The organism is Nocardioides sambongensis, from assembly GCF_006494815.1.
GTDB lineage: Bacteria > Actinomycetota > Actinomycetes > Propionibacteriales > Nocardioidaceae > Nocardioides > Nocardioides sambongensis.
Genome location: NZ_CP041091.1, coordinates 1,771,546 through 1,797,321, shown reverse-complemented (window position 1 = coordinate 1,797,321; position 25,776 = coordinate 1,771,546). Strand labels below are relative to the sequence as shown.

Here is a 25,776-nt window from a genome sequence, read left to right as displayed (position 1 = left end):
GGCGGTCGGGGCTTCCTCGTTCTCCGGGTCAGTCCCGCTTGGCCAGGGTGCCCAGGTAGAGCTCGATGACCTTGGGGTCGTTGGCGAGCTGGGTGCCGGTCGCGGTGTAGGCGTTGCGGCCGTGGTCCAGCACGTAGCCGCGGTCGCAGATCTGCAGGCAGCGCGCCGCGTTCTGCTCGACCATGACGACCGAGACGCCGGCCTTGTTGATCTCCCTGGTCTGCAGGAACACCTCGTCCTGCAACGCGGGGGAGAGACCCGCCGAGGGCTCGTCCAGCAGCAGCACCGACGGGTCCATCATCAACGCACGGCCCATCGCCACCATCTGCCGCTCACCGCCGGAGAGCGAGCCCGCACGCTGCGAGCGGCGCTCCCCGAGAGCCGGGAAGATCCCGGTGACGAAGTCGAACCGCTCGGAGAACTTCGAGGGCGCCTGGTAGCAGCCCATCTGCAGGTTCTCGGCGATGGTCAGGCTCGGGAAGACGTTGTTCGTCTGCGGCACGAAGCCGATGCCGAGCGTGACCAGGCTGTCCGCGCGCTTGTTGGTGATCTCCTCGCCACGGAGCGTGACCGTGCCCTCGTGGATCTTGACCAGCCCGAAGAGCGCCTTGAGCAGGGTCGACTTGCCGGCACCGTTCGGGCCGATGATGCCGACCAGCTCGCCGGGGTGGCAGTAGAGGTCGGTCCCGTTGAGGATGTTCACGCCGGGCAGGTAGCCGGCGATGAGGTTGTCGGCCCGCAGGATCGCGCCGTCGGCCGCGGCCAGGTGCTGCGCGCGCGCCGCCTCGGCCCGGGCCTCGGCGTCGTTGTCGCTCGGGGTCACGGGGTTGCTCATGGCTGCTCCTCCTCACGCAGCTCGGCCTCGGCCTCGGCCATGACCTCGTCCGCGTCGAGCTCGGTGATGTCGGTGTCGTGGTGGGCGCCGAGGTAGGCGTCGATCACGCGCTGGTCGGACATGATCGAGTCCGGCGGTCCCTCGGCGATCACCCGTCCGGCGGCCATCACGATCACCCAGTCGGAGATGTCGCGGACCATGTCCATGTCGTGCTCGACGAAGAGCACGGTCATGCCCTCCTCCCGCAGCGACTTCACGTGACCCAGCAGCGACTGCTTCAGGGCCGGGTTGACGCCGGCCATCGGCTCGTCGAGCATCACCAGCTCGGGCTCGACCATCAGCGCGCGCGCCATCTCGAGCAGCTTGCGCTGACCGCCGGAGAGCGAGCCGGCGAAGTCCGCCTCCTTCTCGTCCAGCTTGAACCGGGCGAGCAGGTCCCGGGCGCGGGCGGTGTTCGCCGCCTCCTGGCCGCGCCAGAGGAACGGGAAGATGCCGGCCCAGAAACGCTCGCCGACCTGCCCGGTCGCGCCGAGGCGCATGTTCTCCAGCACGGTCAGCTTGGAGAGGACCTTGGTCAGCTGGAAGGTGCGGACCATGCCCATCCGAGCGATCCGGGACGCCGAGACCCGCTTCAGCGAGCGACCGTTGAAGGTCCGGTCGCCGCTGTCGGGGGTGTCGAACCCGGTGAGCAGGTTGAAGAAGGTCGTCTTGCCGGCACCGTTGGGTCCGATCAGCGCGGTGATCACGCCTCGCTGGACCTCCACGTGGCTGACGTCGACGGCCTTCAGGCCCCCGAACTGACGGGTGATCCCGGAGGCCACCACGATCGGGTCGGGCTTGGCGACGCCGGGCTCGTTGGCGAGGCCGGCCAGACCGGCGCGACCGGTCTTGACGTCCCCGGCGCTCGCGCCCGGCTCGGCGGTCTGGTTCTGCGTGGTCTCAGCGGGCATCGATGGCCAGCTCCTTCTTGTCGCCGAAGATTCCCTGCGGTCGGTAGATCATCAGCAGCATCAATGACAGGCCGACCACCATGAAGCGGACGTTGCCGATCTGCTCGCTGTTGAGGATCGACTCCGGGATCACGCCCCACTCGCCGATCAGCTTGGAGAGCAGCGTCTGGAGGAACGAGAGGAGCCCCCAGAACAGGACCGCTCCCACCACCGGGGACAGCACCCGGGCCGCACCACCGAGGATCAGCATGGTGAAGGCGATGAAGGTGAAGTCGAGGTTGTAGCTGTCCGGCTGCACCGAGGCCAGGCCGAGGGCGCCGATGAAGCCGCCGAAGGCTCCGATCACACCACCGAGCATCAGCGCCTGCAGCTTGTAGTAGTAGACGTTCTTGCCCAGCGACCGTACGGCGTCCTCGTCCTCACGGATGCTCTTGAGCACCCGGCCCCACGGGCTGCGCACCAGCAGCCAGGTGAGCAGGCAGAAGAACGCCACCAGCGCCCAGCCGACCGTCATCACCCAGAGGTCGTTGCGGCTGAAGCCGAGCGCTCCGGAGCCATAGGGATTGACGTCGCGGAAGCCGCCGGTGAAGCCGCTCACCCCGTCGCGGGCGTGGAAGTACTCCTTGTAGGAGGTGGTGAAGAAGAGCCGCAGCACCTCGGCCACCGCGATCGTCACGATGGCGAGGTAGTCCGCTCGCAGCCGCAGCGTCGGGATACCCATCAGCAACGCGAGCAGGATCGAGAAGAGCACACCGAGGACCACCGCGAGGAGGAACGGGATGTCGAACGAGGCGATCGAGACACCCATCGCGTAGGCACCGACCGCGGCGAAGCCCGCCTGGCCGAAGTTGAGCAGCCCGGTGTAGCCGTAGTGGATGTTGAGGCCCATCGCGGCCAGGACGAAGGAGATCGCCAGCGGCGCGAAGGCGTCGTGCAGGGGGATTGTCAGCAGGTCCATGTCGTTCCTTCCTCAGCCGATCCGCTCGCGTCGGCCCAGGATGCCTTGGGGCCGGACCAGGAGGATCACGATGAGCAGTGCGAGGGCACCCGCGTTCTTGAGGTCGGTGGGGATCACCAGGGTGGAGAGCTCGATCAGCACGCCGATGATCAGGCTGCCGATCAGGGCACCCCACACGGACCCGAGACCACCCACGGTCACCGCCGCGAAGAGCAGCAGCAGCACGAGCTGGCCGATCTGGTAGGTGATGCCGAGCTGGAAGGCCAGGAAGGCCCCGGCCAGCGCGGCGAGCGCTGTGCCGACGATCCACACGATGGAGACCACCCGGTCCACGTTGATGCCGCTGGAGGCGGCCAGCGCCGGGTTGTCCGCGACCGCTCGGGTGGCCCGGCCGAGCCGGGTGTAGGAGAGGGCCAGGAGGACCACGGTCAGCACCGCGATGCTCACCGCCGCCACCGCGATGTCGCGGCCGGTGTAGGTGAACAGGCCGGCGAAGTCCTTGCCCGACGGCGAGGTGAAGTCGTCGTAGAGCTCGGTGCGCGAGCCGGTGATGTAGGCGAAGAAGTTCCGCATCAGGAACTGCAGGCCGATGGTCACGATCATCATCGCGATCAGGCCGGTGCCGCGGTGTCGCAGCGGCGCCCAGAGGATCCGGTTCTGGAACCAGCCGAAGCCGAGTGCCACGACGACGGTCATCGGCACCGCCAGCAGGAACGGGATGCCGGCCGCCACGTTGAGCAGGTAGGTGCAGACCGCTCCGAGCGTGACGAGCTCGCCGTGGGCGAAGTTCGTCAACCCGGTGGTGCCGAAGATCATCGAGAGACCCAGCGCCGCCATCGCCATCACCAGGCCGAACAGCAGGCCGTTGTAGATGGCGCCGGGGATCCGGTCGAGCTTGGTCTGGACGTCGCGGTTGTCCGGTCCGATCGCGAAGTCGACGCTGATCGTGCTCAGCGTCGAGGAGACGGTCAGCGTGGTCTTGGTGCCCGGCCGGAGCTTGGCGCCCTCGGGGAGCGTCTCCTCGTCCAGGAAGACCCGGACCGGTTCGCCGGCGGGGCTGGTGAAGGTGATCTCGACCAGGCCGTCGGCGTCCGTGGTGCCGGTGAACTCGTCGCCGTCGGCGGTGGTGACGGTGATCTCCACCCCCTCGACGGGTGTGTTGCCGGAGGCCGAGTCCTCCAGTTGCGCAGTGAGCGTGCGCTCGGACTCGTCCTCGTCATCGGCTCGTGCGGGGCTTGCCCCCACCGCGAGGCCGAGGGTGAGGACGGCCACCAGCAGCGCCGCGAGGACGGCCAGGGGGCGACTCTTGACCATGGGTCTCCTGTCGTAACGGTCAGCGCGCGGCGGTGGCCGGGCATGACACGTTGTGCATTCGAACGTGAACAAGGGCACGTTACGGCTCATCGGTGCGGTGCGCCGCTCCCTTCGGGTAACGACCTGAGAACAAATTTCTTTCGGAAGCGGCGTGAGGTTCCCCTGTCAACCATCGATCGCCGGGCGTATCCTCGCCGGTTGGGGGAGAGGCGCTGCGGAGGGAAAGGTCGGTCGGACGTGGGTAGGACATGGTGAGGAACGCGATCTCCATCAGGAGCGCGACGCGGGAGGACGCGCCCGATCTCGTCGAGCTGTGGAGCGAGAGTCTGCGTCGCGCGGACCGCTCCGAGCAGATCGCCGACCTGGAGCTGGTGATCAAACAGGCCGCGGCCTCCCCGGACCAGCGCCTGATCGTGGTGGAGTGCAACGGCGCGTTCGCCGGCGCGGTGCTGCTCCGGCTGCTCACCCTCTCCCCGGTCAACCTCGAGCCGTGCGTGCAGTCGATCCAGCCGCGGGTGCTCGCCCGCTTCGGGCGCCAGGGCGTCGGCCGCGCCATGATGGAGGCCGCCGCCTCCTTCGCCGAGGAGAACGGCGTGCTGGTGATGAGTACGTCGGTCCCGGCCTCGGACCGCGACGCGAACCGGTTCATGGCCCGGCTGGGCTTCAACTCCGCCTACGTGTGGCGGGTCGCGCCGACGGCGGTGGTGCGCTCCCGTCTGGACCCCGCGCCCAGCCAGCGGCGGAGCAACGTCAGCCGGAGCCGGGTGATGGCGGCTCGCCGGTCGGCGCGTCGTCGTACCACCGAGCCGGTGGAGCTGGACGGCCTCGCCGACTGAACCCGGGCCCGGCGGGTCGCGTCAGCGCGGGTCGAGCAGCGAGCAGGTGATCCGCGCGGTGCACACCCGGCGACCCTGCTCGTCGGAGATGACCACCTCGTAGCAGGCGCTGGAGCGGCCGAGATGGATCGGCGTGGCCACGCCGGTCACGGTGCCGCTGGTGGCGGACCGGTGGTGGGTGGCGTTGATGTCGACCCCGACCGCGATCTTCTCCGGATAGGCGTGCAGCGCGGAGCCGACCGAGCCGAGGGACTCGGCCAGGACCACGGACGCGCCGCCGTGCAGCAGGCCGTAGGGCTGGGTGTTGCCCTCGACCGGCATCGTGGCGACGATGCGCTCGGCGCTCGCCTCGAGGATCTCCACGCCCATCTTCTCGTTCAACGCACCGAGCATCCCGTGGGGCATCGACTCGGACAACTCCTGCACGCTCACCATGGGCACCAAACTAGTGCCGCCGGTCCGGGCCGGCGGGCGCGGGTCACGCACCGGTCGCGGTGTCCGTGACGATGGATAGAGTCGCGGCGTGCCTGGAACCGAATCCCCCGTGCGTCCCCGGTTGCTGCTGCTCGACGGCCACTCCCTGGCCTACCGGGCGTTCTTCGCGTTGCCGGTGGAGAACTTCTCGACCACCACCGGCCAGCACACCAACGCCGTCTACGGCTTCACCTCGATGCTGATCAACGTCCTCCGTGACGAGCAGCCGACCCACGTCGGTGTGGCCTTCGACGTCTCGCGCACCACGTTCCGCACCGAGGAGTACGCCGAGTACAAGGCCAAGCGCAACAAGACGCCGGGTGAGTTCTCCAGCCAGCTCCCGCTGATCGAGGACGTGCTCGACGCGCTGCGCATCCCGTACCTGAAGAAGCCCGGCTTCGAGGCGGACGACATCATCGCCACCACCGTGACCCGGGCGTTGGCCGAGGATCCGGAGATGGAGGTCCTGATCCTCACCGGCGACCGCGACGCGCTGCAGCTGGTCACCGATCGCTCGACCGTGCTCTACCCGATGCGCGGCGTCTCGGACCTGGCCCGGATGACCCCGGCCGCCGTCGAGGACAAGTACGGCGTCCCCCCGGACCGGTATCCCGAGCTGGCCGCGATCGTGGGGGAGACCTCCGACAACCTTCCTGGCGTGCCCGGCGTCGGCCAGGGCTTCGCCGCGAAGTGGATCAACACCTACGACGGGCTGGACAACGTGATCGCCCGCGCCGACGAGATCGGTGGCAAGAAGGGCGAGTCGTTCCGCGAGCACCTCGGCGACGTGATGCGCAACCGCCGGCTCAACGCCCTGGTCCGCGACCTCGACCTCGACCTCGCGCCCAGCGACATGCTGGTGCGCCCGTGGGACCGCCAGGAGGTGCACACCCTCTTCGACAGCCTCGAGTTCCGGGTGCTGCGCGACCGTCTCTTCGAGAGCCTGAGCTCGGAGGAGGAGGTGGACGGGAGCGGCTTCCAGCTGGAGACCGCGGTCCTGGGCGCGGGCGAGGTCGCGGCGTGGCTCGACGGGATCGGCTCCGAGCGGGTCGGCGTGCACGTGCGCGGCGCCTGGGGCGCCGGCACCGGCCGCGTCGACGGGCTGGCGATCGCGCTGGGCGACGACCGGGCGGCGTACCTCTCCGCCGAGACGCTGACGCCGGAGGACGACGCGGCGCTGGCCGGCTGGCTCGCCGACCCGGCGCGGCCCAAGGTGCTGCACGACGCGAAGGGCCCAGCCCTCGCCCTCGCCGCGCACGGCTGGGAGCTGCGCGGGCTGGCCAGTGACACCGCGCTGGCGGCCTACCTGGTCCGCCCCGACCAGCGCTCCTACGACCTGGCCGACCTGACCCTGCGCTACCTGAAGCGCGAGCTGCGCGCCGAGGAGGAGGCGGACCAGGGGTCGTTGTTCTCCGACGTCGACGACCCGGCCTCGGACTCCGCGGTGGGCCCGCTCGCCGCCCTCTACGCGCGTGCGGTGCTCGACCTCGCCGGGGCGCTCGACGAGGCCGTGGCCGACCACGGCGGAAGCGCCCTGCTCGCCGACGTCGAGCTGCCGCTGCTCTCGCTGCTGCGGGAGATGGAGCAGACCGGCATCGGGGTCGACTCCGACCAGCTGAGCGGCTTGGAGCAGCACTTCGCCGACGAGGTCCGCGACGCGGCCGAGGAGGCCTACGCGGTGATCGGCAAGGAGATCAACCTCGGCTCGCCCAAGCAGCTGCAGGTGGTGCTCTTCGACGAGCTCGGGATGCCGAAGACCAAGCGGACCAAGACCGGCTACACCACCGACGCCGACGCGCTGCAGAGCCTCTTCGTCAAGACCGAGCACCCGTTCCTGCTGCACCTGCTGCGGCACCGCGACGTGGCCCGGCTGCGGCAGACCATCGAGGGGCTGCTCAAGACGGTCGCCCCCGACGGACGCATCCACACCACCTTCAACCAGACGATCGCGGCGACCGGACGCCTGTCCAGCACCGAGCCGAACCTGCAGAACATCCCCGTCCGCACCGAGGAGGGCCGGCGGATCCGTGAGGGATTCGTGGTGGGCGAGGGCTGGGACACGCTGATGACCGCGGACTACAGCCAGATCGAGATGCGGATCATGGCCCACCTCTCCGAGGACGAGGTGCTGATCGAGGCGTTCCGCTCCGGGCGCGACTTCCACTCGACCACCGCGGCCCGGGTGTTCGGGGTGGCCGAGGACGAGGTCAGCAGCGAGCACCGGGCCAAGATCAAGGCGATGAACTACGGGTTGGCCTACGGCCTGTCCGCGTTCGGACTCTCCCAGCAGCTCGCCATCGAGCCGGCGGAGGCGCGGGAGCTGATGGAGGAGTACTTCGAGACCTTCGGCGGCATCCGGGACTACCTCTCCGGTGTGGTCGAGGAGGCCCGGCGCACCGGGTTCACCGAGACGATCATGGGTCGGCGCCGCTACCTGCCCGACCTGACCAGCGACAACCGGCAGCGTCGGGAGATGGCGGAGCGGATGGCGCTCAACGCCCCGATCCAGGGCTCGGCCGCCGACATCATCAAGGTCGCGATGCTGCGCACCCATGCTGCCCTCGGCGAGGCGGGTCTGCGGTCCCGGCTGTTGCTCCAGGTGCACGACGAGCTCGTGCTCGAGGTGGCTCCCGGCGAGCGGGAGCCGGTGGAGGAGCTGGTCCGCGCCCAGATGGGCGGTGCCGCCGAGCTCGCGGTGCCGTTGGACGTCTCGGTGGGCACCGGGCACAGCTGGCACGATGCCGCGCACTGACCCGAGGCGGGATCGCGGATGAGTGACGTGCTGCCCTCCGTCGACCGGGTACGCCGGGTGGTCGGCCTCTACGGAGACCCGTCGGTGTCCTGGTCCATCGCGCTCGAGGTCGAGATCGCCGACCCGCCCGACGAGGCCACCCTGATCCGTCGTGCCGCCGAGATCGTCGCGGCCCACCCCCACCTGGGCATCGCACCGACCGTGGACGAGCACCGTGGCGCCGCCACCCTGCAGGACTTCGGCGACCGGCTGTACGGCGACCGCGACCCCCTGGTGCGGATCGCGGTCGGCGCCGACCGGCTGCTGGTCGCCGCCCACCACGGAGCGATCGACGGACTCGGTCTGATCGGTCTGATCGGCCTGCTCACCGACCGCCCCCTCGGCTGCTCCGCGACCGGTGTCTCGCGCACCGGCGCGGAGCCGGGCTTCCTCCGCGGCAACCTGCAGCGCGTCGGTGAGGCGCTGTGGCGCCCGCCCACCCGCTTCCAGGCCACCGCCGCGGAGCGCGGTGCGGTCGGCGACGTGTACGCCGCGGTCGCGGTGCCCGCCTTCCGCGGTGGCACCGCGGCGCTCGCCTGGGCCTCCACCCGCGCGCTGGCCGAGTGGAACCGCGGCTCGGCCCAGGAGCGACGGCGCACCCAGCCGGTGGTGGCGCTGGGAGTCTCGCGTCGCAGTGGTGCGGTGCCGCTGGCCCCGGACCGGGACACCGCCTACACCCGGATCCGGGCCCGCGGGGTCGACTCCCCGGCGGCGATGACCGAGGTGCTGCGGGCCACCCCGCCGGAGCCCGACTTCCCGCTGGCCGAGCCGCGCCGGGTGGACCCGGTCCGGATGGTCACCCGCGCCCTGGGCGGGCGGCTGGGCTCGACCCTGCTGGTCTCCAACCTCGGTCTCCTGCGACCGGCCGAGAGCGGGGTCACCGCGGCGCGGATCTGGCCTGCTCCGGCCGGGCCGAACGGAGTGGCGGTCGGTCTGACCTCCGCGTCGGCCGGCGAGGGGGTGCAGACGCAGCTGACGGTGCGGATGCGGCGCGGCTGGTTCGCCCCGGACGCCTCGCAGCGCCTGGCCGACCTGCTCCTGGATGGCCTGGGGCGTCAGCTGCCCAGGTAGACGGCCCCGGCGGCGAACAGCACCCAGGCGGTCGCCAGCACCTGCAGCACCCGGTCCCGCAGCGCGATGTCCTCGGGCTCGCCGGCCGCGTGGGCGTCCACGGCGTAGCCGTAGCGCAGCACCGCCAGCACGAACGGCGCGATGGAGATCACCGTGAGCGGTGATCCGTCACCGGCGGCGTCGATCTCGAACGCCCAGAGGCTGTAGGACATGATCAGCAGGCCCGCGGACATCGTCCACACGAAGCGCAGGTAGGTGGCCGTGTAGCGGGTGAGCGAGCGTCGTACCTCACCGGGGGAGGTGCTCTCCAGGTGGATCTCCGCGTAGCGCTTGCCGGCCGCCATGAAGAGCGACCCGAAGGTGGCGCAGAGCAGGTACCACTGGGAGAGCGGGATGCCCGTCGCCACACCGCCGGCGACCGCGCGCAGCAGGAAGCCGGCGGCGATGATCGCGATGTCGATCACCGGCTCGTGCTTGAGAGCCAGCGAGTAGCCCAGGAACAGCACCACGTAGATCGCGACCACGGCGGCGAGCTCCCAGGTGGCGGCGAACCCGATCCCGACCGCCAGGACCTGCAGGAGCACGCCGCAGACCAGCGCGGTGCGCGTGCTCAGCGCGCCCGAGGCGACGGGGCGCAGCCGCTTGCGCGGGTGGGCGCGGTCGGCCTCGACGTCGAGCACGTCGTTGACCAGGTAGATCCCGGAGGCCGCCGCGCAGAACGCGACGAAGGCCAGCGCGGTGGCGATCGCCACGGAGCCCTCGCCGAGGCGGCCGGCCATCAGCGGTGCGCCGACGACCAGGATGTTCTTGGTCCACTGCCGAGGGCGCAGCGACCGGAGGAGCGCGGTCAACGGCTCAGTAGGGGTCGTACGGCGAGTCGTGGCCGAGCAGCCGGGCGACCGGGCGCAGCCGGAGCCGGAGCAGCACCTTCAGGAAGACGTTGCGGATCCACCACGGCATCTCACCGAGGATCCGCAACCGGTCCCGCAGCCGCGGGCGTCGCTTGACGAAGAGCGCCAGCGACCCGGCTCGACGCTCGTAGGCGAGGTCGTTGCCGAACAGCACGTGCAGCAGGATGCCGAGGGTGACGCCGATCGAGGAGTAGCAGTCGTGGATGAGGACGGCCCCGCCGGGCGTCAGGAACTCGTGCCACTTGAGGTCGTCGCTGAGCGTCCAGACGTCGTGCTTGCCGTCGATGTAGAGGTAGTCGATCGGCTCGGTCCACCCGGGACGGGCCTTGGTCGAGTACTCCTCGACCAGGCGCACCACGTCCGGCGTGGGTGACCCGGCGACGTTGGCGAGGAACTTCGTCCTCGTCGGGGTGCCGCCGAAGAGCCGGCCCTCCACGAAGGGGTCGACGGCGATCACCTGTCCGCCGACCCGTCGCGCGACGTCGCCGAGGACCACCGTCGAGCGTCCCTGGTGACTCCCGATCTCCACGAGCACCGCGCCCTCGCCGAGGTTCCCGGCGGAGTCGTGGAGGAGACGCCCCTGGTCCTCGGTCAGCCAACCCGGGATCGTGTCGGCGTACTTCCAGACCTCGGCGAAGTCCTCTGGGTGCGTTGGGGACGGACGGCCTATGATCACCAGCGCACAGTACCGGGGAGTAGCCAGCTGCTGCAGCGGGGTGAGAGACCCGGCTGGGCGCGCCGTACGGGTGGAGGGGAATCATCGTCGCGATGCGGTCGGTCGTCCGACGCTGGGCTGACCGGATCCTCGAGTCCTGGTACGTCCCCGTCACCTGGCTGTGGCTGCTCGCGATGGCGTTCGCCCAGCGGGTCGGCCGCACCACCTTCGACACCAAGTTCGACCTGACCGCCGACCCTGGTGGGTTCCTGGAGCGCAGTCTGTCGCTGTGGAACCCGGCCTCCTCCTTCGGCGAGCTCCAGAACCAGGCGTACGGGTACCTGTTCCCGCAGGGCGGCTTCTTCCTGGCCGCCGATGTGGTCGGACTGCCGGACTGGGTCGCTCAGCGGCTGTGGACCGGGCTGCTGCTGATCGTCGCCTTCGAGGGTTGTCGACGGCTCGCCCGCGCCATGATCGGCGGCGACATCGTCTGGGCGTCCTGGCTGGCCGGCTTCGCCTACGCGACCGCGCCGCGGTTCCTGGGCAGCGTGGGCGTGCTCTCCGGGGAGGCCCCGCCCGTCGCACTGCTGCCGTGGGCGATCCTGCCGATCGTCCTGGCCCAGCAGGGACGGATCGGACCCCGCACCGGTGCGCTGCTCTCCGGCGTCGCGATGCTCGGCTTCGGCGGGGTCAACGCGGTCGGCAACCTCGCCACGCTGCCGGTGATCCTCTTCATCCTGCTCGGCTCGGTACGACGCGAGGGTGGCCGCACGCTCCTCGGCTGGTGGTGCGGGGCCACCGCCCTGGCGAGCGCGTGGTGGATGCTGCCGTTGCTCGTCTTCGGCCGGTACAGCCCCCGTTCCTCGACTACATCGAGACCTCCGGCGCGGTCGAGCAGCCGCTGGGCTGGACCAACGTCACCCGCGGCGCCGACCACTGGCTGGCCTTCTTCAGCATGGGTGGGGATCCGTGGTGGCCGGGCGCGTACTCGCTCGCCACCGCGCCGCTGCTGGTGGCGGCGACGTCGGTCGTCGCAGCGCTCGGCATGGTCGGTCTCACCCGCCGCTCGATGCCGGCGCGGCGGGCTCTGCTGGGCAGCCTGGTGCTCGGCGCCGTCTGCCTGACGGTGGCCCGGGCCGGTGACCTCGCCTCGCCGCTGCAGGCGGAGTTCCAGGCCCTGCTCGACGGACCGCTGGCGATGCTCCGCAACGTGCACAAGGTGGACCCGCTGCTGCGGCTGCCCCTGGCGCTCGGGCTCGCCCACCTGGTCCGGTGCGCGGCGCAGGCGCGGACCCGCTCCGGCGTGGACCGCGGCGTGCTGCGGGTGGTGGTGACCTCGTCGGTGGCGGTGCTGCTGCTGGTGACCTCGGTGCCGCTGTGGACGGGCCAGCTGCGGCAGAACGGCTGGGAGGAGATCCCGCAGGCCTGGGTGGACGCGGGGCGCTACCTGGACCAGAACGCGGACGGCGGCACCACCCTGCTGCTGCCCGGTGCCGGGTTCGGGCAGCAGACCTGGGGGTGGACGATCGACGAGCCGCTCCAGGGCCTGACCGATGCCGCCTGGGTGAGCCGCAGCCAGGTGCCGCTCGCGCCCGGTCCGACCATCCGCTACCTCGACGCGATCCAGGAGCGGATCGCGGACGGCCGCGGCTCCGAGCAGCTCGCGACGATGCTGGCGCGCTCCGGCGTCAGCCACGTCCTGGTCCGCCGCGACCTCGACCTGCGCTCCTCCGGGGCGCCTGACCAGGGCCGGGTGGACCTCGCCATCAGCCGGACCCCGGGGTTGACCTCGGTGGCCGAGTTCGGCACCAGCACGCTGGGGGACCGGTCCCTGATCGAGATCTACCAGGTCGACGACGCCGCGCGCCGGGTCTCGGCGGTGGCCACCGACGACGTCGAGACGCTCGCCGGCAGCTCCGAGGACGTGCTGGCGGCGGTGGAGGGTGGTGCGCTGGACGCGGACACCCCCACGGTCGTGCTCGGCGAGCAGAACTGGCCGGCGGAGTCGGCCGACCTGGTCGGTGACGGCTATCGCCGGGTGGACCGCGGCTTCGGCTCCTTGGACGCGGTCGGACCGGTGATGTCGGAGGACGAGGAGTACCGCTACCGCCGGGCCGCCCACGACTACCCCGGCCCCGAGCCGACCGAGCCCGCCTACGCCGACTACGGACCGGTGGTGGCCTCCGTGGTCGCCTCGTCCTCGGCCGCCTACAGCGACAGCCTCGCGGCCGCTCAGCCCGACAACGCGCCGTACAACGCGATGGACGGCGACCCGGCCACCCGGTGGGCGGCGGCGCCGCTGCTCGACCCGGTCGGCCAGTGGCTGGAGATCCGCTTCGACCAGCGGGTGTACTTCCCCAGCCTGACCCTGCAGACCTACGCCCCGAGGGGCTCGGTGCCGGCATCCGACGGCTGCGGATCACCGCCGGCGACACGGACCGGGTGATCCAGGTCGACCCGGAGACCGGGCGGGCGGCCACGCCGCTCGACGGCTCCTACTCCCGGTTGCGGATCACGGTCGAGGCCGTCGACGAGACCGTCACCGACAGCTCCGCGCTGGTCGGGATCGACGAGATCGGTCTCCCCGGCCTCACCGTGGACCGGACCATCGTGCTGCCCGGCCAGGGCGCCGACGAGGGCTCCAGCTTCGTCTTCACCGCGCGCGGACGGCGGCCGACCTGCATCGACAGCGGGGTCGGCACCAGCTGCGGCGTCTTCTCCACCGCTCGCGCCAGCGAGGAGGAGTCCGGCATCGTCCGGCGCTTCGAGCTCGCCGGCTCGGGTGGGTGGACCGGCACCGGCGCGGTCCTGGCGCGACCCGGGAGGGAGACCCAGCGCCTGTTCGAGCCGGTCTTCGGACAGGTCCGGGTGCGGGCGTCGACGACCTACCTCGAGGAGGCGAGCGTCGCGCCGCAGTTCGCCTACGACGGGGACGGCCGGACCTTCTGGTCCTCCCAGATCGGGGACTCCGCACCGACGTTGCGCCTGGAGTGGGGCGAACGGCGTCGGATCCGCACGATCTCCGTGGCCTCCGCACCGGGCGGCGCGCAGCCGCCCACGACGGCGACCCTGATCGCCGGCGCAGAGAGCCGGACGGTCGACCTCTCCACCGGGACGGCGCGGTTCGCGCCGCTGGAGACACGACGGCTGGCCATCCGGTTCGACGTACCCGAGGGGTGGAGCGGTCGCCTGGGCGTGGCCGAGCTGTCGATCCCGGGACTGGACGACCTTCGATTCAGCATCGACCGCGACCAGGTCACCGGCTCGGTCTGCGGGCTCGGCCCCGAGCTCGCGATCAACGGGACGGTGCACCCGACCAGGGTGAGCGGCACCCTCGGCGACATCATCGACGGGACGCCGCTGGACCTGGAGGCGTGCGAGCCGTCGGTCCCGATGCAGTCGGGCCGGGTGGACGTCGGCCTGCGGTCGACCACCATCTTCGCGCCGACGCGTCTGGTGCTCGAGCCCGTCACCGACGCCGCCGCCACCGACCAGGGCGTCACCGAACGGCAGGTGAGCGAGGACCGGTGGGAGGCCACCCACCGCGAGATCACCGTCGCCGCGGGGCCCGAGGCGCTGCTCGTGGTGAACGAGAACTTCAACGCCGGATGGTCGGCGAGCCTGGGGGAGACGTCGCTCGACCCGGTCCGCGTCGACGGCTGGAAGCAGGGATTCATCGTGCCCGAGGGCGAGGGCGGCGACGTCGTCCTCAGCTTCGGCCCGGACCGCTGGTACAAAGTGGCGTTGGTGCTCGGTGGGCTGGCCGCGCTGCTCCTCCTCGTCGGCGCGGTCGTGGTCGCGCGCCGCGAGAAGCAGCGGATGACCGCTCCGGCGCAGCCCGGTGCCGGCCCCGAGCGGCCCGGCCCGGTCTGGGTCCGCATCGCCGTGGCCGTCCCGTTCGGCCTGATGGGTGGCCCGGCGCTGCTGGCCGGCTATCTGGTCGGCGCCTTCCTCCGGCGACCGCGGATCGACACCGGACTGATCGGCGCGATCGCGGTGGGGGCGGCCGGCGTCCTCGCCGCGACGGTCGCCGACAGCGCGTCCTCGCCACCGGTCTGGTGCGACGCACTGGCCGCCGTCGGCCTCGGCATGGTCGGCGCGGTCATCGTCCTCGGCCGGGCTCCCGACACGGAGGGGGATCAGCGTGACGATCACTGACCGACCGACGCCGACGAGCGTTGCGCCGCCGAGCGTGCGTCAGCGCGTCAGGGGTCTGGGGCGCCGCGCGGGTGCCCGACTCCCCGCTCCTTGGCGCGGCCGGATGGGTGCCGCGGCGGCCGCGCTCATCGTGCTGCAGACCGTCCTGCGCGGAGCGATCCTGGCGCGCGGCTACCTGACCCAGGACGACTTCAACATGACCCGGCTCGGCTCGGCGCCGATGTCGACCGACCTGCTGCTCCAGGAGTACGCCGGCCACATCTGGCCGGGCAACTTCCTCTCCGCCTGGGTCCACGCGCGCACCGGTCCACTGGAGTGGTGGCAGTTCGTCGCCGAGATCCTGGTGCTCCAGCTGGTCGCGGCCGCGATGGCGTGGCTGGTGCTGTGCCGGCTGATCCCCGGGGCGCCGGCCCGCCTGCCGCTGCTCGCGCTGGCCCTCTTCTCCCCGCTGACCTGGTGGCCGACGGCCTGGTGGGCGGCGGCGATCGGCTTCCTGCCGCTGACCATCGCGCTCTTCACCGCGGTCTGGGCGTTCCTGGTCTACCTGCAGGACGGGCGCGCCTGGGCGCCGTACGCGGTGATGGGCGCGGTGGTGGTCGGCCTGCAGTTCCAGGAGCGGGCCGTGCTGATCTGCCTGGTGCTCGGCTTCGTCGCCGTCGCCCTCCACCCTGCGCGCGGCCTGCGCGCCGTGCGTGGCGCGCTGCGCGACGACTGGCCGTTGTGGACCGGGTTGGTGCTGATCCTCGGCTGCTACCTGGTGGCACACCGGGAGCTCGCGCCGGGTGGCGGTTCTGAGATCGGGTCGGTGCAGGAGGGCGCTCGCCTCTTCGGGAACCTGATCGGTCGGACGATCATCCCGGGCCTCGTCGGCGGTCCATGGCGTCCGGCAGGTCAACTCGGCGTGATCATCGAACCCTCGGCCTCAGCTGTCGTCGCGGGGTGGCTCGTCGTCATCCTCGTCTGCGCGTGGTCGGTGCGGCGCGGCGGCCCCGCAGTGCTGTGGGGTTGGGGACTGATTGCTGCGTTCATGGTCGTCGACGCCCTGATGCTCGCCATCGGACGGACCGGCACCGCGCTGACTGATCTGATCGGTCTCTCGCCGCGCTATGGCGCCGACGTGGTGCCGGTGGCGGCCATCGCGCTCGCGCTCGTGGTCCGTGCCGTCCGATCGCGGGAGCGGCCCCCCGCGGCCGGCAGCCGCCGGCGGGCACGATGGGCGCTCGGCGTGACCGTCGTCTACCTGGCCTCCTCGAGCGTGACGATGGCCTACATCGCGGACAACACGTTGAACCGCACCGACCGGGAGTACGTCGCCAACCTGCGCTCGGACCTGCGTGCCGACCCCGACGTCACCCTCGTGGACACGAGCCCGCCGCAGGACATCATGACGTTCCTGTTCGAGTCCGACGCCCGGGTCTCGACCCTGATCGGGCTGGCCCCCGAGGAGCCGGTCTTCGACCAGCCCTCCTACGACCTGCGGATCGCGGGGCAGGACGGCCACCTCCGCCCGGTCGACCTGCTGACGCCGGAGACGGCGGTCCCTCCCGCCGGGAGGCCGTGCGGTTTCCAGGTCACCGCGCTCGGTACGACGATCCCGCTCCCGGCGAGCATCGAGGGCGACCCGCTGGTCGTGGACCTCGACTACTTCACCAGCGTCACCGGATCGGTCCGGATCGAGGCGGGCGACACCACGGCGGTGGCGCCGCTGCGCGACGCCGCTCGTCTGCAGGTGGTCGTCCGCGGTGACGTGGACGGGGTCCGGCTCACCCTCGAGCAGGAGCTCGGGGACACCTCGGCGGAGGCGACCGGCGTGGTGTGCGCGACCGGAGTCGCGGTCGGCTATCCGGTGCCGGAGGCGGAGGTCACCGACTGAGCGCGAGGGCCCGGGCGACCCGCTCGGTCGTCGCGTCCCAGGTCAGCTCGGTGGCTCGGATCTGCGCCTTCTCGCCGAGGGTGCGCCGCTCGTCCTGGTCGGTGAGCAGCCGGTCGACCTGGGCGGCGAGGGCGGAGGGGGTCTCCTCGCCCGCGAGCAGCCCGGTGACGCCGTCCAGGATCGACTCCGACACCCCTCCGGCCGCGGAGTAGGCCACCGAGGGGACACCCACCTGGGCGGCCTCGATGATGGCCAGGCCCCAGCCCTCCTTGAGGGAGGGCAGCAGGTGCACCCAGGCCGTGGAGAGCAGGCGATACTTCTCCTCCTCGCTGACGTGACCGGCGAACGTGACCCGGTCGTCGAGGCCGAGCGCGGCGCGGCGGGCGAGCAGCTGGTCCTGCCACCAGCCCGACCCCATCACGGTCAGCCGGAGGCCGGGGTGGCGTGACCGGAGCAGCGCCACCGTCTCCATGGCGTGCTCCACCCGCTTGTGCGGGACGAGCCTCGCCACCACCACCAGGTGCGGCGTCGGCGAGGTGGGCTCGGCGGCGAAGTCCGGCATCGCCGGGGCGCCGTTCCAGGCGATGTCGATGTCGCCGGCGGTCACGCCGAGGTCGACGAGCTCGCTGCGGGTGACCTCACTGACCGCGATGTAGCGCAGTCCCCGGTTGACCCGCACCGCGACCCGGGACTCCATGAACCAGCCGAAGCGGGCGACCAGCGGCCCGAAGATGCTCCACTGCTCCCGGTGCACGTGGTGCACCAGGACGGTGACCGGCGCGGCGGAGAACAGCCGGGCCAGGAACGGCATGCCGTTCTGCACCTCCAGCACCCGGTCCACGCCGCGGAAGGAGCCGACGCCGACGCGCGCGAGGGTCAGCAGCAGGGCGGCCCAGAGGTAGACGGTCAGGTGGCCTCCGCGTCGTACGTAGCGCACCCCGTCGCGCACCTCCTGCGCGGCCGCGTCGTCGTACCGGGCGCAGAAGACGGTCACGCGGTGGCCGGATGCCTGCAGGCGTCGGTTCACCTCGGAGACGTAGAGCTCCGAGCCGCCGCCCTCCGGGTGCCACACGTCGCGCCAGTTCAGGACGACGATGTGCCGGGGGCCGTCGGACGCCGTGCTGCTGCCGTGCTCCCGCGGCGTTGAGGCAGGCCGATTCGCTTCGCTCACGCGTTTCCCTCCCAAGAACGGCGTGTGAAGTGATCAGGCTAACACCTTGTTACCCCTCGGTACGGAATTGCGGATCAGCGCACTCTGATACTGCGCACCGCGATGGCGAGGAGGATCGCGGTGAGGACGGCGTTGACGATCACGACCGTGATCACCAACCCGGTGACCGTGGTGGCCATGCTGCCGGTGACGGTGATCGCCACCACCGCCAGCCAGGGCAGCCAGGTGACCAGGCGCGCCTCGGTCGCCAGCACCGCGTAGACCAGCATCTGGATCAGCGCGAGCAGCAGGCCGAGCACGGCGAAGAGCCAGAGGTCGCCCTGGATCTCGGCGTAGTCGTCGCCGCCGACGAAGATCAGCGCCACCGAGGAGAGCACGCTGACCCCGATGATGGTGGCGACCCCGCAGAGCGTGATCAGACCGAGTCCGCGGATCAGCGCTCGCCGTCGCTCGTGCGCGGTCGACAGCGACGGGAACGCGATCACGACCACGAACTGCGGCAGGAAGAGCACCGCCTTGGTCAGGATCAGGCCGGCGGCGTACTGGCCGGCGTCGTGCTCGTCGAGGACGTTGCGGGCGATGATCAGGTCCACGTTGCAGAGGGCGACGAACGCGAGCAGGGCCAGCGCCTTGTGGCCGGCCTCGGCGGCCAGCCCGGGCAGGCGTGGGGTCGGAGTCGCCCCGGTACCGCGGGGGCGACGGAGCGCGACCGCGCCGACGGCGACCGGTACCAGTGCGCCCAGACCCACCCCGACGAGGGCGGCGAACGGCTCGGGGCGGATCGCGATCATCAGACCGCCGAGCACCAGGCGTGGAACGCCCGCCGACAGGTAGAGCAGTGCGAGGGGGCGCCAGCGCCGCTCGCCCTGGAGGACGCCGGCCTGGCCGCCCAGGACGGTGTGCGGCACGGCGATCACGGCCAGCAGGGCTGCCATCGCGAGGTTGTCCAGGCGCAGCAGCGCGTTCACCGCGGGCGCGAGGACGAGCATCGCCAGGCCGAGGGCGAGGCTCGACCGGTAGGTCAGCCGCAGGGTGGCCCGTTCGATGCCGCGGACCTCGCCGGGCGCCGCGCTGATCCGGCGGGCCGCGGTGGCCTGGAGCGCGAGCTGGCCGACGCCGATCAGCAGGAGCATGTTCATCACGGCCGCGAAGGCCCCGAAGGACGCCGGACCGAGCGTGCGTGAGGCGAGGATCTGGAAGCCGTAGGTGGCGATGTTCATGACGCCCATCGCCACCGCGAGGATGCCCGGCTCGGCGGCGCTCGCGCGCAGCTTGTCCGCGGGGCTCGTTCCGGTGGGCTCGCTGGCGACCCTCTCTCGAACCACCGGGCGAGCCTAGGGCATGGGTGGGTGAGCGCCGGTGCGGACGGCCGCGTGGTTGGATGCGGCGCGATGGGTGAGCAACGAGGGGTCCCGGCGCGCGCACGGCTGGCCGCGCTGCTGCGCCGTCGGCGCGACGCACTGGTCGCCGACCGCTGGGTGGCGGCGTGGTCGCTGCTGCTCGCCCTGCTCCTGCTGGGACCGAGCCTGGCTCCCGGCTACGTGCTGTCCTACGACATGGTCTGGGTGCCGGACCTCTCGCTGCGGCCCGACTTCCTGGGCGTGGGCAGCGCCCTGCCGCGTGCGGTGCCCTCCGATGCCGTGGTCTCCGTCCTGGACGAGGTGCTGCCGGGATGGATGCTGCAGAAGGTGGTGCTCCTCGGCGCCGTGGTCGGCGGCGGCTGGGGGACCGCCACGCTGTTGCGCGGCGCACCGCTGGTCGCGCGGCTGGTCGCGGTCGGCGTCTACCAGTGGAGTCCGTTCCTGGCCGAGCGACTGGTGCTGGGGCACTGGCCGGTGCTGCTCGGCTATGCGGTGCTGCCCTGGATCGTGCTGCTCACCGCGCGGTGGCGCGAGGAGGGACGGCTCCCGCTCGCGCTCGGGCCCTTGCTGCTGGTCGGCTCGCTGTCGGCGACCACCGGGATCGCGACCGGGTTCGCCGTCCTGGTCGGCGTCGCGGGACGTCGTACGACGCGCAACGTGCAGGCCCTCGCCCTGGTCGCCGCCGCCAATGCGCCCTGGCTGGTGTCCGGTCTGCTGCACGCCGCCTCCGGCACGTCGGACCCGGCCGGGGCTCGGGTGTTCGCGCTCGCGGGGGAGGGGACCCAACCCGCGCCGCTGACCGCGCTCACCCTGGGCGGCGTGTGGAACGCCGAGGTGGTGCCCGCGTCGCGGGACACGTTCCTGGTCTGGGTCGGCCTGGCGTTCGTCCTGGTCCTGGGCGCGCTGGGCGTGCGGGAGGCCCGGCGGCTGCTGCCCGGCCGCACGCTGCTGACGCTGGTGCTGCTCTGGACCGCCGGGCTGCTGCTGGCGCTGTGGTCGTGGGCCCTGCCCGACACGGTCGCGGTCATCGCCGAGCACGTACCCGGCGGTGGCCTGTTGCGGGACGGCTCCCGGCTCCTGGCGCTGTGCGCCCCGCTGCTCGCCTGCCTGGTCGGGCTGGGCGCCGGGCGGGTCGCCGCGGTCGAGGGGCTCGCCGAGGCGCGGGGAATGGTCGCCGGCGGTCTGGTCCTGCTGCCGCTGCTGCTGATGCCGGACGCGGCGTGGGGTGCCGGCGGCCGACTGGCCGCCGTCGATTACCCCGACTCCTACGCGGAGGCACGGGCGCTGCTCGTGTCGGAGGCCTCGCCGCGGGGAGACGTCCTGCTGCTGCCGCTGAGCAGCTATCGGCGGCCGTCGTGGAACGGGGAGCGCAAGGTGCTCGATCCGACCGGTCGCTACCTGCCCCGGGACTTCGTCACCAGTGACGAGCTGGTCGTCTCGCAGCGCGCCCTCGCCGGTGAGGACCCGCGGGTGGCGGCGGTGGCCGGTGCGCTGGCGGCCGACGATCCCGCCGAGCGGGCAGCGGGGTTGGTCGACGAGGGGATCGGCGTGGTGGCGATCGACACCGACCACCCGGTCGACGTCCCCGAGGTGGAGGGCGAGGTGCTCCTCGACTCGCCCGAGCTCACGCTGGTCGGTCTGGCCGGGGCCGATCCGCCGGTGCCGTCGCGCGGCTGGGTCGTCGCGATGGTGCTGGCGTGGGTGGCGTTCCTGCTGGTTCCGGTCGGCGCGTCCGGGGCCCGCGCGCTGGGCGCGTTGGGCCGGCGGGTCAGGCGCGGCGAGCACGGCCCAGAACTGCGCTGAGATCTTCAGTGTGGTGCAGGTCGCACTGTGCCCTACTCGTTGGTATGGTGACCCGCAGTTTCTAGGGAGGGACTGTCTGTGACCACTAGTGGAATCGCCGCGCTCATCGCCACCATCCTCGTGGGTGGCGCCGTCGGAGCCGCATCCGTCGTCGGCCTCGTCAACAGCCAGACGGGAGCCTCGGGCGAGTCGCCGGCCAACGTCGAGCAGCCCGTCGTCGACTACGGCACGCAGAGCTGACGCTGTCTCGCCCGGCGCGCGCGACCCGTCGCCGCGCCACACTTCGCCGTTCCGTTCGGCTGTTCCGGGAGTTCCGCTACGAACAGCCAGACCCTGCCCGGTTCTACTCGGCACTGGCGTCCGACTCGGCCGCTCAGCTCGCCGAGTACGCGCCGATGTCGGGCGCCCGTCTGCTCGACGTCGGCGGCGGGCCGGGGTATTTCCGTGACGCGTTCGAAGCGGCCGGCGCGCGCTACATCGCGCTGGAGGCGGACGTCGGGGAGCTCGCAGGTCTGCGCGAGCTCGGCGACATCGCCGGCCCGACCGTACTCGGCAGCGGCATGGATCTGCCGTTCGCCGACGCCTGCGTCGACGTCTGCTACTCCTCCAACGTGCTCGAGCACGTCGAGGACCCGTGGCGGATGGCGGAGGAGATGGTGCGGGTCACCCGACCCGGCGGCACCGTCTACCTGAGCTGGACGGTCTGGTACGGACCCTGGGGCGGGCACGAGACGGCCCCGTGGCACTACCTCGGCGGTGCCCGCGCCCGCCGGCGCTACCGGCGCCGGCACGGCACCGAGCCGAAGAACAGGTTCGGCGAGTCGCTGTTCGCGGTCACCGTCCGCGACGGGCTCGCATGGGCGCGACGCCAGCAGGGCGCCGACGTGGTCGCGATCCGGCCGCGCTACAACCCGTGGTGGTCCTGGTGGCTGCTGCGGGTCCCGCTGCTGCGGGAGCTGGTCACCTGGAACCTGGTGATCGTGCTCCGGCGGCGCTGAACCCGACCCGGGTTCACACCTGTCAAAAACGCACGTCGAGGCGGGTTACCAGTTGGTAGGACGCCGCGCAGCCGTTGCGCTACAGTGCGCGGAATCACACACTCCAGGGAGGGAACGTGAGGAAGAAGCTAGGCCTGCCGCTCATTGGTTTGGGCGCAGTGCTGCTGTTGGTGGGAATCACCTGTTTGGTCTATGCGCCGGGGGTCGTGAAGAAGACTCCGCTCGACGTCGACACCACGACGCGCCTCGAGGGCACGGCGGCCAAACTCGACACGGGGACCGGGGAACTCGTCGAGAACCCGGTCAAGGCCACGAGTCTCACCCGCACCGACACCGACGTCAGCGATGACGACGTGGTCGCGTGGGTGCAGGTCAGCTGCCTGATGATCGACGAGGGCGATCTGCCCGACTGTCTCGACGACAGCGATCCCCGGACCGTCAACGTCAGCACCGATGTCTTCGCCACCGACCGGGTGACGGCCGAGGCCGTCGACGGCGACGGATACCTCCCCGACGACGCGGTGCCGCACGAGGGCCTGGTGAACAAGTGGCCCTTCGACTCGGAGAAGAAGGACTACCAGTACTGGGACGGCTTCGTCGGTGAGTCCGTGACGGCCGCCTACCAGGGCACCGAGGAGATCGAGGGCGTGGAGACCTACGTCTACAAGATCGAGATCACCGGTGCCGAGATCGAGGTGTCCGAAGGCATCCCGGGCACCTACGACACGGTCAAGACGATCTACGTCGAGCCCAAGACCGGCGCGATCATCAACCAGACCGAGGACCAGCAGCGGACCCTGGAGGACGGCACCCCCGCCCTGGACCTGAACCTCGGCTTCACCGAGGACCAGATCAGCGGTAACGCGGAGGACGCGAAGTCCAACATCAGCTCGCTGAACCTGCTGCTGAAGTGGTTGCCGATCATCGGTCTCGTCGGCGGCGTGGTCCTCGCCGGCCTGGGCGCCTTCTTCATGTTCGGAAGCAGCAAGGGCGACCGGAAGGCCTGAGCGCCGTGGCGCGGCGGCACCGCCCCCGTGAGGGAGTGGTGCCGCCGTTCCTCATTTCCCCGCGCCGGCAGGCGCGGTCACTACCCGGAGGAAGCTGATGGCCGAGACCCCCGTGGTCGGTGCGCCGCCCGAGACGCTGGACGACGCCCGGGCCGCTGAGTTCCGCTCCGTCTTCGAGGAGCTGGCCGGCAACATCGAGCGCGCTGTGCTGGGCAAGGGCCGGGTCGTCCGACTCGCCCTGACCTGCCTCGTCTCCGGCGGGCACCTGCTGCTCGAGGACGTCCCGGGCACGGGCAAGACGATGCTGGCCCGGGCGCTGGCAGCCTCGCTGTCGAGCAGCCATGCCCGCGTGCAGTTCACCCCGGACCTGCTGCCCACCGACGTCACCGGTGTGACCGTCTACGACCAGCACCGGGGCAGCTTCGACTTCCACCCCGGCCCGATCTTCCACCACCTGGTGCTGGCCGACGAGATCAACCGTGCCTCGCCCAAGACCCAGTCCGCGCTGCTCGAGGTGATGGAGGAGGGACAGGTCACCGTCGACGGCGTCACCCATGCGGTGCCCCAGCCGTTCATGGTGATCGCCACCCAGAACCCGATCGAGCAGGCGGGCACCTACCGGCTCCCCGAGGCGCAGCTGGACCGGTTCTTGATGAAGACGTCGCTCGGCTATCCCGACGCCGCCTCGACCGAGGCGCTGCTCCTCGACTCCCGGGTGCGCGACCGTGCCGCGGCGCTCGGCCCGGTCGCCGACGCCGCGACGGTGACCGCGCTGCGCGACCTCAGCGACCGGGTGTACGTCGACCGCTCGATCGCCGCCTACATCCGCCGGCTCGCCGAGGCCTCCCGCGAGATCGACGAGGTCAAGCTGGGGCTCTCGGCCCGCGGCGCTCTGGCCTACGTACGGGTGGCCAAGACCTGGGCGGTGGCGCACGGCCGCACCCACGTGGTCCCGGCCGACATCGTCGACCTGGCCCAGCCGGTGCTCGGCCACCGGCTGCTGCTCAGCGCGGAGGCGTCGTTCAACCAGGTCACCGTCGAGCGGGTGGTCGAGGAGCTGATGGCCTCCGTGCCTCCACCGGAATCACGGGCCTGAGCGTGCCCGCTCCGGGGCGTCGCCGCGCGTGGCTCTCGCGGCGTTTCGGCGAGATCACCGCGACCGGCTGGTTCGCGGTGGTCCTCGGCGCCGGATCGCTGGTCGCCGCGGCGGCGATGCACTGGACCGAGCTCTACGTGCTGGGCGTCGCCCTGCTGGGCACGTTGCTCCTCGCGCTGCTGCTCGTCCGCCTCCCCAGCCGTGCCCGGTACGACGTCGCCGCCCGCCCCGCGCGCACCTCGGTCGGCGGCGCGGTGCAGGCCGAGGTCGAGGTGACCGCCGGGCTGATGCCGCTGCTCAGCCCGGAGATCCGGGTGCCGGTCGGTGAGCGCGTGGTGCGCCTCCGGTTGCCGGTGCTCGGCCCTCGTCGGCGGCACCGCGAGGCCCTCACCATCACCACCGACCGTCGTGGGGTGCATCCGGTCGGCCCGGTCACCGAGGTGCGGGCGGACCCGATCGGGCTGGTCCGCCTGCGTCGTCCGCGCACCGGCGCCCGCGAGGTGTTCGTGCGCCCCCGCACGGTCGCGCTGGACTCGCTCTCGCCGGGCGTGGTCAACGACCTGGAGGGCGTGCCGAGCGACCAGCTGTCGGTGAGCGACCTGGCCTTCCACGCGCTGCGCGAGTACGTCCGCGGCGACGACCTGCGCCACGTGCACTGGAGGTCCAGCGCCAGCGCGGACCGACTCCTGGTCCGGCAGTACCAGGAGACCCGGCGGGCCAGCGCCGCGGTGCTGGTCGACGTCGACAGCGATGCCTACGCGACCGAGGAGGACTTCGAGCTGGCCGCGTCGGTGGCCGCCTCGGTGATCATCCGTGCCCTGCAGGACGACTTCGACGTGGTGGTGGGCTGGGGCGAGGAGACGGTCGGCTCCGACGCCGGGCACCCCGATCCGCTGCTCGACGCCACCTGCCGCCTCGAGCGGCGGCCCGCCGCCGACGGGGCGCGCGACCTGCGGCGTCACGCCGCCCGGCTCGCCGGCGTGGCGGCCGCGGCCGGGGTCGTCGTACTGATCTCGGGCGGGCGGCGGGAGTCACGCCTGCTGCCGGCGGCCGCGCAGGCGTTCGGCAGCGGCCCGATGCGGCTGACGGTGCAGGTGGACGCCGCGGCACGCAGCGCGGTGCACGAGCTGGGCGGGATGCGGATGCTGACCCTGAGCCGGTTGGAGCACCTGCCCGCCCTGATGCCGCGGGGGCGTGAGATGTCCCGCCACCCGGTCGGCTGGGCGCTGGGCAACGCCGCGTTCGTGGTGGTGCTGACGCTGCTCGCGCTCTTCACGTTCGACCGCAGCTTCGCCGACCGGACGTATCTCGTCGTCGGGGCGATCGGGATGGCCGTGCCGCTGTCGCTCGCGGTCCTGCTGCACCTCTCGGGGATGTTGGTGGGCCGGTTCACGCTGCTCGTCTACGCGATCTTCCTGCCGCTGGCCGCCCTGTGCGTCTTCGGCGGGCCGTCGTTGGCGGCGCTGCTGGAGGTGATGCGGGCGACGGTGGAGGCGCCCCAGATCCTGCTGACC

Annotated in this window: 19 protein-coding genes and 2 pseudogenes; 12 read left to right on the top strand and 9 right to left on the bottom strand. The window is 71.7% G+C overall.

Features of this window, described 5'->3' with window-relative positions; translation table 11 throughout:
* Positions 1–28 precede the first annotated feature (28 nt).
* Genes FIV43_RS08360 through FIV43_RS08345 form a run of 4 tightly spaced genes read right to left on the bottom strand, consistent with a single transcriptional unit; the run spans position 29 to position 4,057 of the window.
* On the bottom strand, positions 29–835 hold the full coding sequence (locus FIV43_RS08360; RefSeq protein ID WP_141013757.1) for an ABC transporter ATP-binding protein: 807 nt from the start codon (positions 833–835) through the stop codon (positions 29–31).
* The gene (locus FIV43_RS08355) at positions 832–1,785 is read right to left on the bottom strand and encodes an ABC transporter ATP-binding protein (protein ID WP_141013756.1); all 954 of its coding nucleotides are present in this window, start codon (positions 1,783–1,785) and stop codon (positions 832–834) included. Before FIV43_RS08355 ends, FIV43_RS08360 begins: the two co-directional genes overlap by 4 nt.
* Positions 1,775–2,743 carry a branched-chain amino acid ABC transporter permease gene (locus FIV43_RS08350; protein WP_141013755.1) on the bottom strand — a complete coding sequence of 323 codons (969 nt, stop codon included), beginning with the start codon at positions 2,741–2,743 and terminating at the stop codon, positions 1,775–1,777. The genes FIV43_RS08355 and FIV43_RS08350 overlap by 11 nt, the downstream gene beginning before the upstream one ends.
* Before the next feature lie 12 nt (positions 2,744–2,755).
* Positions 2,756–4,057: an ABC transporter permease subunit gene (locus FIV43_RS08345; protein WP_141013754.1), complete on the bottom strand. Its 1,302-nt coding sequence runs from the start codon at positions 4,055–4,057 to the stop codon at positions 2,756–2,758.
* Between the two features lie 248 nt (positions 4,058–4,305).
* On the opposite strand from FIV43_RS08345, the gene FIV43_RS08340 reads away from it, so the two are divergent.
* Entirely contained in the window at positions 4,306–4,893 is a 588-nt protein-coding gene (locus tag FIV43_RS08340; RefSeq protein WP_231123838.1) for a GNAT family N-acetyltransferase, read from the top strand.
* A gap of 21 nt (positions 4,894–4,914) precedes the next feature.
* Here the strand turns inward: FIV43_RS08340 and FIV43_RS08335 are convergent, their stop codons facing one another.
* Complete coding sequence (locus tag FIV43_RS08335) at positions 4,915–5,328, bottom strand: hotdog fold thioesterase (protein WP_141013753.1); 414 nt, start codon at positions 5,326–5,328, stop codon at positions 4,915–4,917.
* A gap of 88 nt (positions 5,329–5,416) precedes the next feature.
* On the opposite strand from FIV43_RS08335, the gene polA reads away from it, so the two are divergent.
* Both polA and FIV43_RS08325 read left to right on the top strand, forming a co-directional pair.
* Entirely contained in the window at positions 5,417–8,119 is a 2,703-nt protein-coding gene (gene polA / locus FIV43_RS08330; protein WP_141013752.1) for a DNA polymerase I, read from the top strand.
* 18 nt (positions 8,120–8,137) lie between these two features.
* Positions 8,138–9,229 (top strand): hypothetical protein, encoded by a 1,092-nt coding sequence (locus FIV43_RS08325; protein WP_141013751.1) that lies wholly within the window; start codon positions 8,138–8,140, stop codon positions 9,227–9,229.
* Here the strand turns inward: FIV43_RS08325 and FIV43_RS08320 are convergent.
* Together FIV43_RS08320 and FIV43_RS08315 are read right to left on the bottom strand one after the other, a co-directional pair.
* A complete protein-coding gene (locus tag FIV43_RS08320; protein WP_141013750.1) occupies positions 9,214–10,080 on the bottom strand; it encodes a decaprenyl-phosphate phosphoribosyltransferase in 867 nt (288 codons plus the stop codon). The two genes, FIV43_RS08325 and FIV43_RS08320, sit on opposite strands and share 16 nt — an antisense overlap.
* Before the next feature lie 4 nt (positions 10,081–10,084).
* Positions 10,085–10,816: a class I SAM-dependent methyltransferase gene (locus FIV43_RS08315; RefSeq protein ID WP_196781015.1), complete on the bottom strand. Its 732-nt coding sequence runs from the start codon at positions 10,814–10,816 to the stop codon at positions 10,085–10,087.
* A gap of 92 nt (positions 10,817–10,908) precedes the next feature.
* Here FIV43_RS08315 and FIV43_RS08310 point away from each other — a divergent pair.
* The 3 genes and pseudogenes from FIV43_RS08310 (at position 10,909) to FIV43_RS20915 (ending at position 16,826) form a co-directional block, all read left to right on the top strand.
* Positions 10,909–13,241, top strand: a pseudogene (locus tag FIV43_RS08310) (alpha-(1->3)-arabinofuranosyltransferase domain-containing protein).
* Positions 13,238–14,953 carry a hypothetical protein gene (locus tag FIV43_RS08305; RefSeq protein WP_141013748.1) on the top strand — a complete coding sequence of 572 codons (1,716 nt, stop codon included), beginning with the start codon at positions 13,238–13,240 and terminating at the stop codon, positions 14,951–14,953. Before FIV43_RS08310 ends, FIV43_RS08305 begins: the two are co-directional and overlap by 4 nt.
* A 103-nt stretch (positions 14,954–15,056) precedes the next feature.
* Positions 15,057–16,826 carry a hypothetical protein gene (locus FIV43_RS20915; protein WP_181407726.1) on the top strand — a complete coding sequence of 590 codons (1,770 nt, stop codon included), beginning with the start codon at positions 15,057–15,059 and terminating at the stop codon, positions 16,824–16,826.
* Here the strand turns inward: FIV43_RS20915 and FIV43_RS08295 are convergent.
* Together FIV43_RS08295 and FIV43_RS08290 are read right to left on the bottom strand one after the other, a co-directional pair.
* Entirely contained in the window at positions 16,816–17,997 is a 1,182-nt protein-coding gene (locus FIV43_RS08295) for a glycosyltransferase family 4 protein (protein WP_181407725.1), read from the bottom strand. The two genes, FIV43_RS20915 and FIV43_RS08295, sit on opposite strands and share 11 nt — an antisense overlap.
* A 74-nt stretch (positions 17,998–18,071) precedes the next feature.
* Positions 18,072–19,322 carry a lipopolysaccharide biosynthesis protein gene (locus tag FIV43_RS08290; RefSeq protein ID WP_231123837.1) on the bottom strand — a complete coding sequence of 417 codons (1,251 nt, stop codon included), beginning with the start codon at positions 19,320–19,322 and terminating at the stop codon, positions 18,072–18,074.
* A gap of 66 nt (positions 19,323–19,388) precedes the next feature.
* On the opposite strand from FIV43_RS08290, the gene FIV43_RS08285 reads away from it, so the two are divergent.
* From FIV43_RS08285 to FIV43_RS22180, 6 genes and pseudogenes are all read left to right on the top strand, one after another.
* Positions 19,389–21,161 (top strand): hypothetical protein, encoded by a 1,773-nt coding sequence (locus FIV43_RS08285; RefSeq protein ID WP_141013746.1) that lies wholly within the window; start codon positions 19,389–19,391, stop codon positions 21,159–21,161.
* A 78-nt stretch (positions 21,162–21,239) separates the two neighbouring features.
* The gene (locus FIV43_RS20910) at positions 21,240–21,401 is read left to right on the top strand and encodes a hypothetical protein (protein WP_181407724.1); all 162 of its coding nucleotides are present in this window, start codon (positions 21,240–21,242) and stop codon (positions 21,399–21,401) included.
* A 155-nt stretch (positions 21,402–21,556) separates the two neighbouring features.
* The gene (locus FIV43_RS08280) at positions 21,557–22,159 is read left to right on the top strand and encodes a class I SAM-dependent methyltransferase (RefSeq protein WP_231123836.1); all 603 of its coding nucleotides are present in this window, start codon (positions 21,557–21,559) and stop codon (positions 22,157–22,159) included.
* A 116-nt stretch (positions 22,160–22,275) separates the two neighbouring features.
* Complete coding sequence (locus tag FIV43_RS08275; protein WP_269204072.1) at positions 22,276–23,166, top strand: DUF3068 domain-containing protein; 891 nt, start codon at positions 22,276–22,278, stop codon at positions 23,164–23,166.
* Positions 23,167–23,263: 97 nt separating this feature from the next.
* Positions 23,264–24,262 (top strand): AAA family ATPase, encoded by a 999-nt coding sequence (locus FIV43_RS08270; RefSeq protein ID WP_141013743.1) that lies wholly within the window; start codon positions 23,264–23,266, stop codon positions 24,260–24,262.
* Positions 24,263–24,378: 116 nt separating this feature from the next.
* Positions 24,379–25,080 (top strand): annotated as a pseudogene (locus FIV43_RS22180) (DUF58 domain-containing protein); the annotation flags it as partial.
* Positions 25,081–25,776 lie beyond the last annotated feature (696 nt).

What these genes read in the sequence shown, in the direction of transcription:
- FIV43_RS08345 (WP_141013754.1), bottom strand. Translation starts at nt 4,057, where the DNA reads ATGGTCAAGAGTCGCCCCCTGGCCGTCCTCGCGGCGCTGCTGGTGGCC.
- FIV43_RS08355 (WP_141013756.1), bottom strand. Translation starts at nt 1,785, where the DNA reads ATGCCCGCTGAGACCACGCAGAACCAGACCGCCGAGCCGGGCGCGAGC.
- FIV43_RS08285 (WP_141013746.1), top strand. Translation starts at nt 19,389, where the DNA reads ATGGGTGAGCAACGAGGGGTCCCGGCGCGCGCACGGCTGGCCGCGCTG.
- FIV43_RS08350 (WP_141013755.1), bottom strand. Translation starts at nt 2,743, where the DNA reads ATGGACCTGCTGACAATCCCCCTGCACGACGCCTTCGCGCCGCTGGCG.
- FIV43_RS08325 (WP_141013751.1), top strand. Translation starts at nt 8,138, where the DNA reads ATGAGTGACGTGCTGCCCTCCGTCGACCGGGTACGCCGGGTGGTCGGC.
- FIV43_RS08280 (WP_231123836.1), top strand. Translation starts at nt 21,557, where the DNA reads ATGTCGGGCGCCCGTCTGCTCGACGTCGGCGGCGGGCCGGGGTATTTC.
- FIV43_RS08360 (WP_141013757.1), bottom strand. Translation starts at nt 835, where the DNA reads ATGAGCAACCCCGTGACCCCGAGCGACAACGACGCCGAGGCCCGGGCC.
- FIV43_RS08335 (WP_141013753.1), bottom strand. Translation starts at nt 5,328, where the DNA reads ATGGTGAGCGTGCAGGAGTTGTCCGAGTCGATGCCCCACGGGATGCTC.
- FIV43_RS20915 (WP_181407726.1), top strand. Translation starts at nt 15,057, where the DNA reads ATGGGTGCCGCGGCGGCCGCGCTCATCGTGCTGCAGACCGTCCTGCGC.
- FIV43_RS08270 (WP_141013743.1), top strand. Translation starts at nt 23,264, where the DNA reads ATGGCCGAGACCCCCGTGGTCGGTGCGCCGCCCGAGACGCTGGACGAC.
- FIV43_RS08340 (WP_231123838.1), top strand. Translation starts at nt 4,306, where the DNA reads ATGGTGAGGAACGCGATCTCCATCAGGAGCGCGACGCGGGAGGACGCG.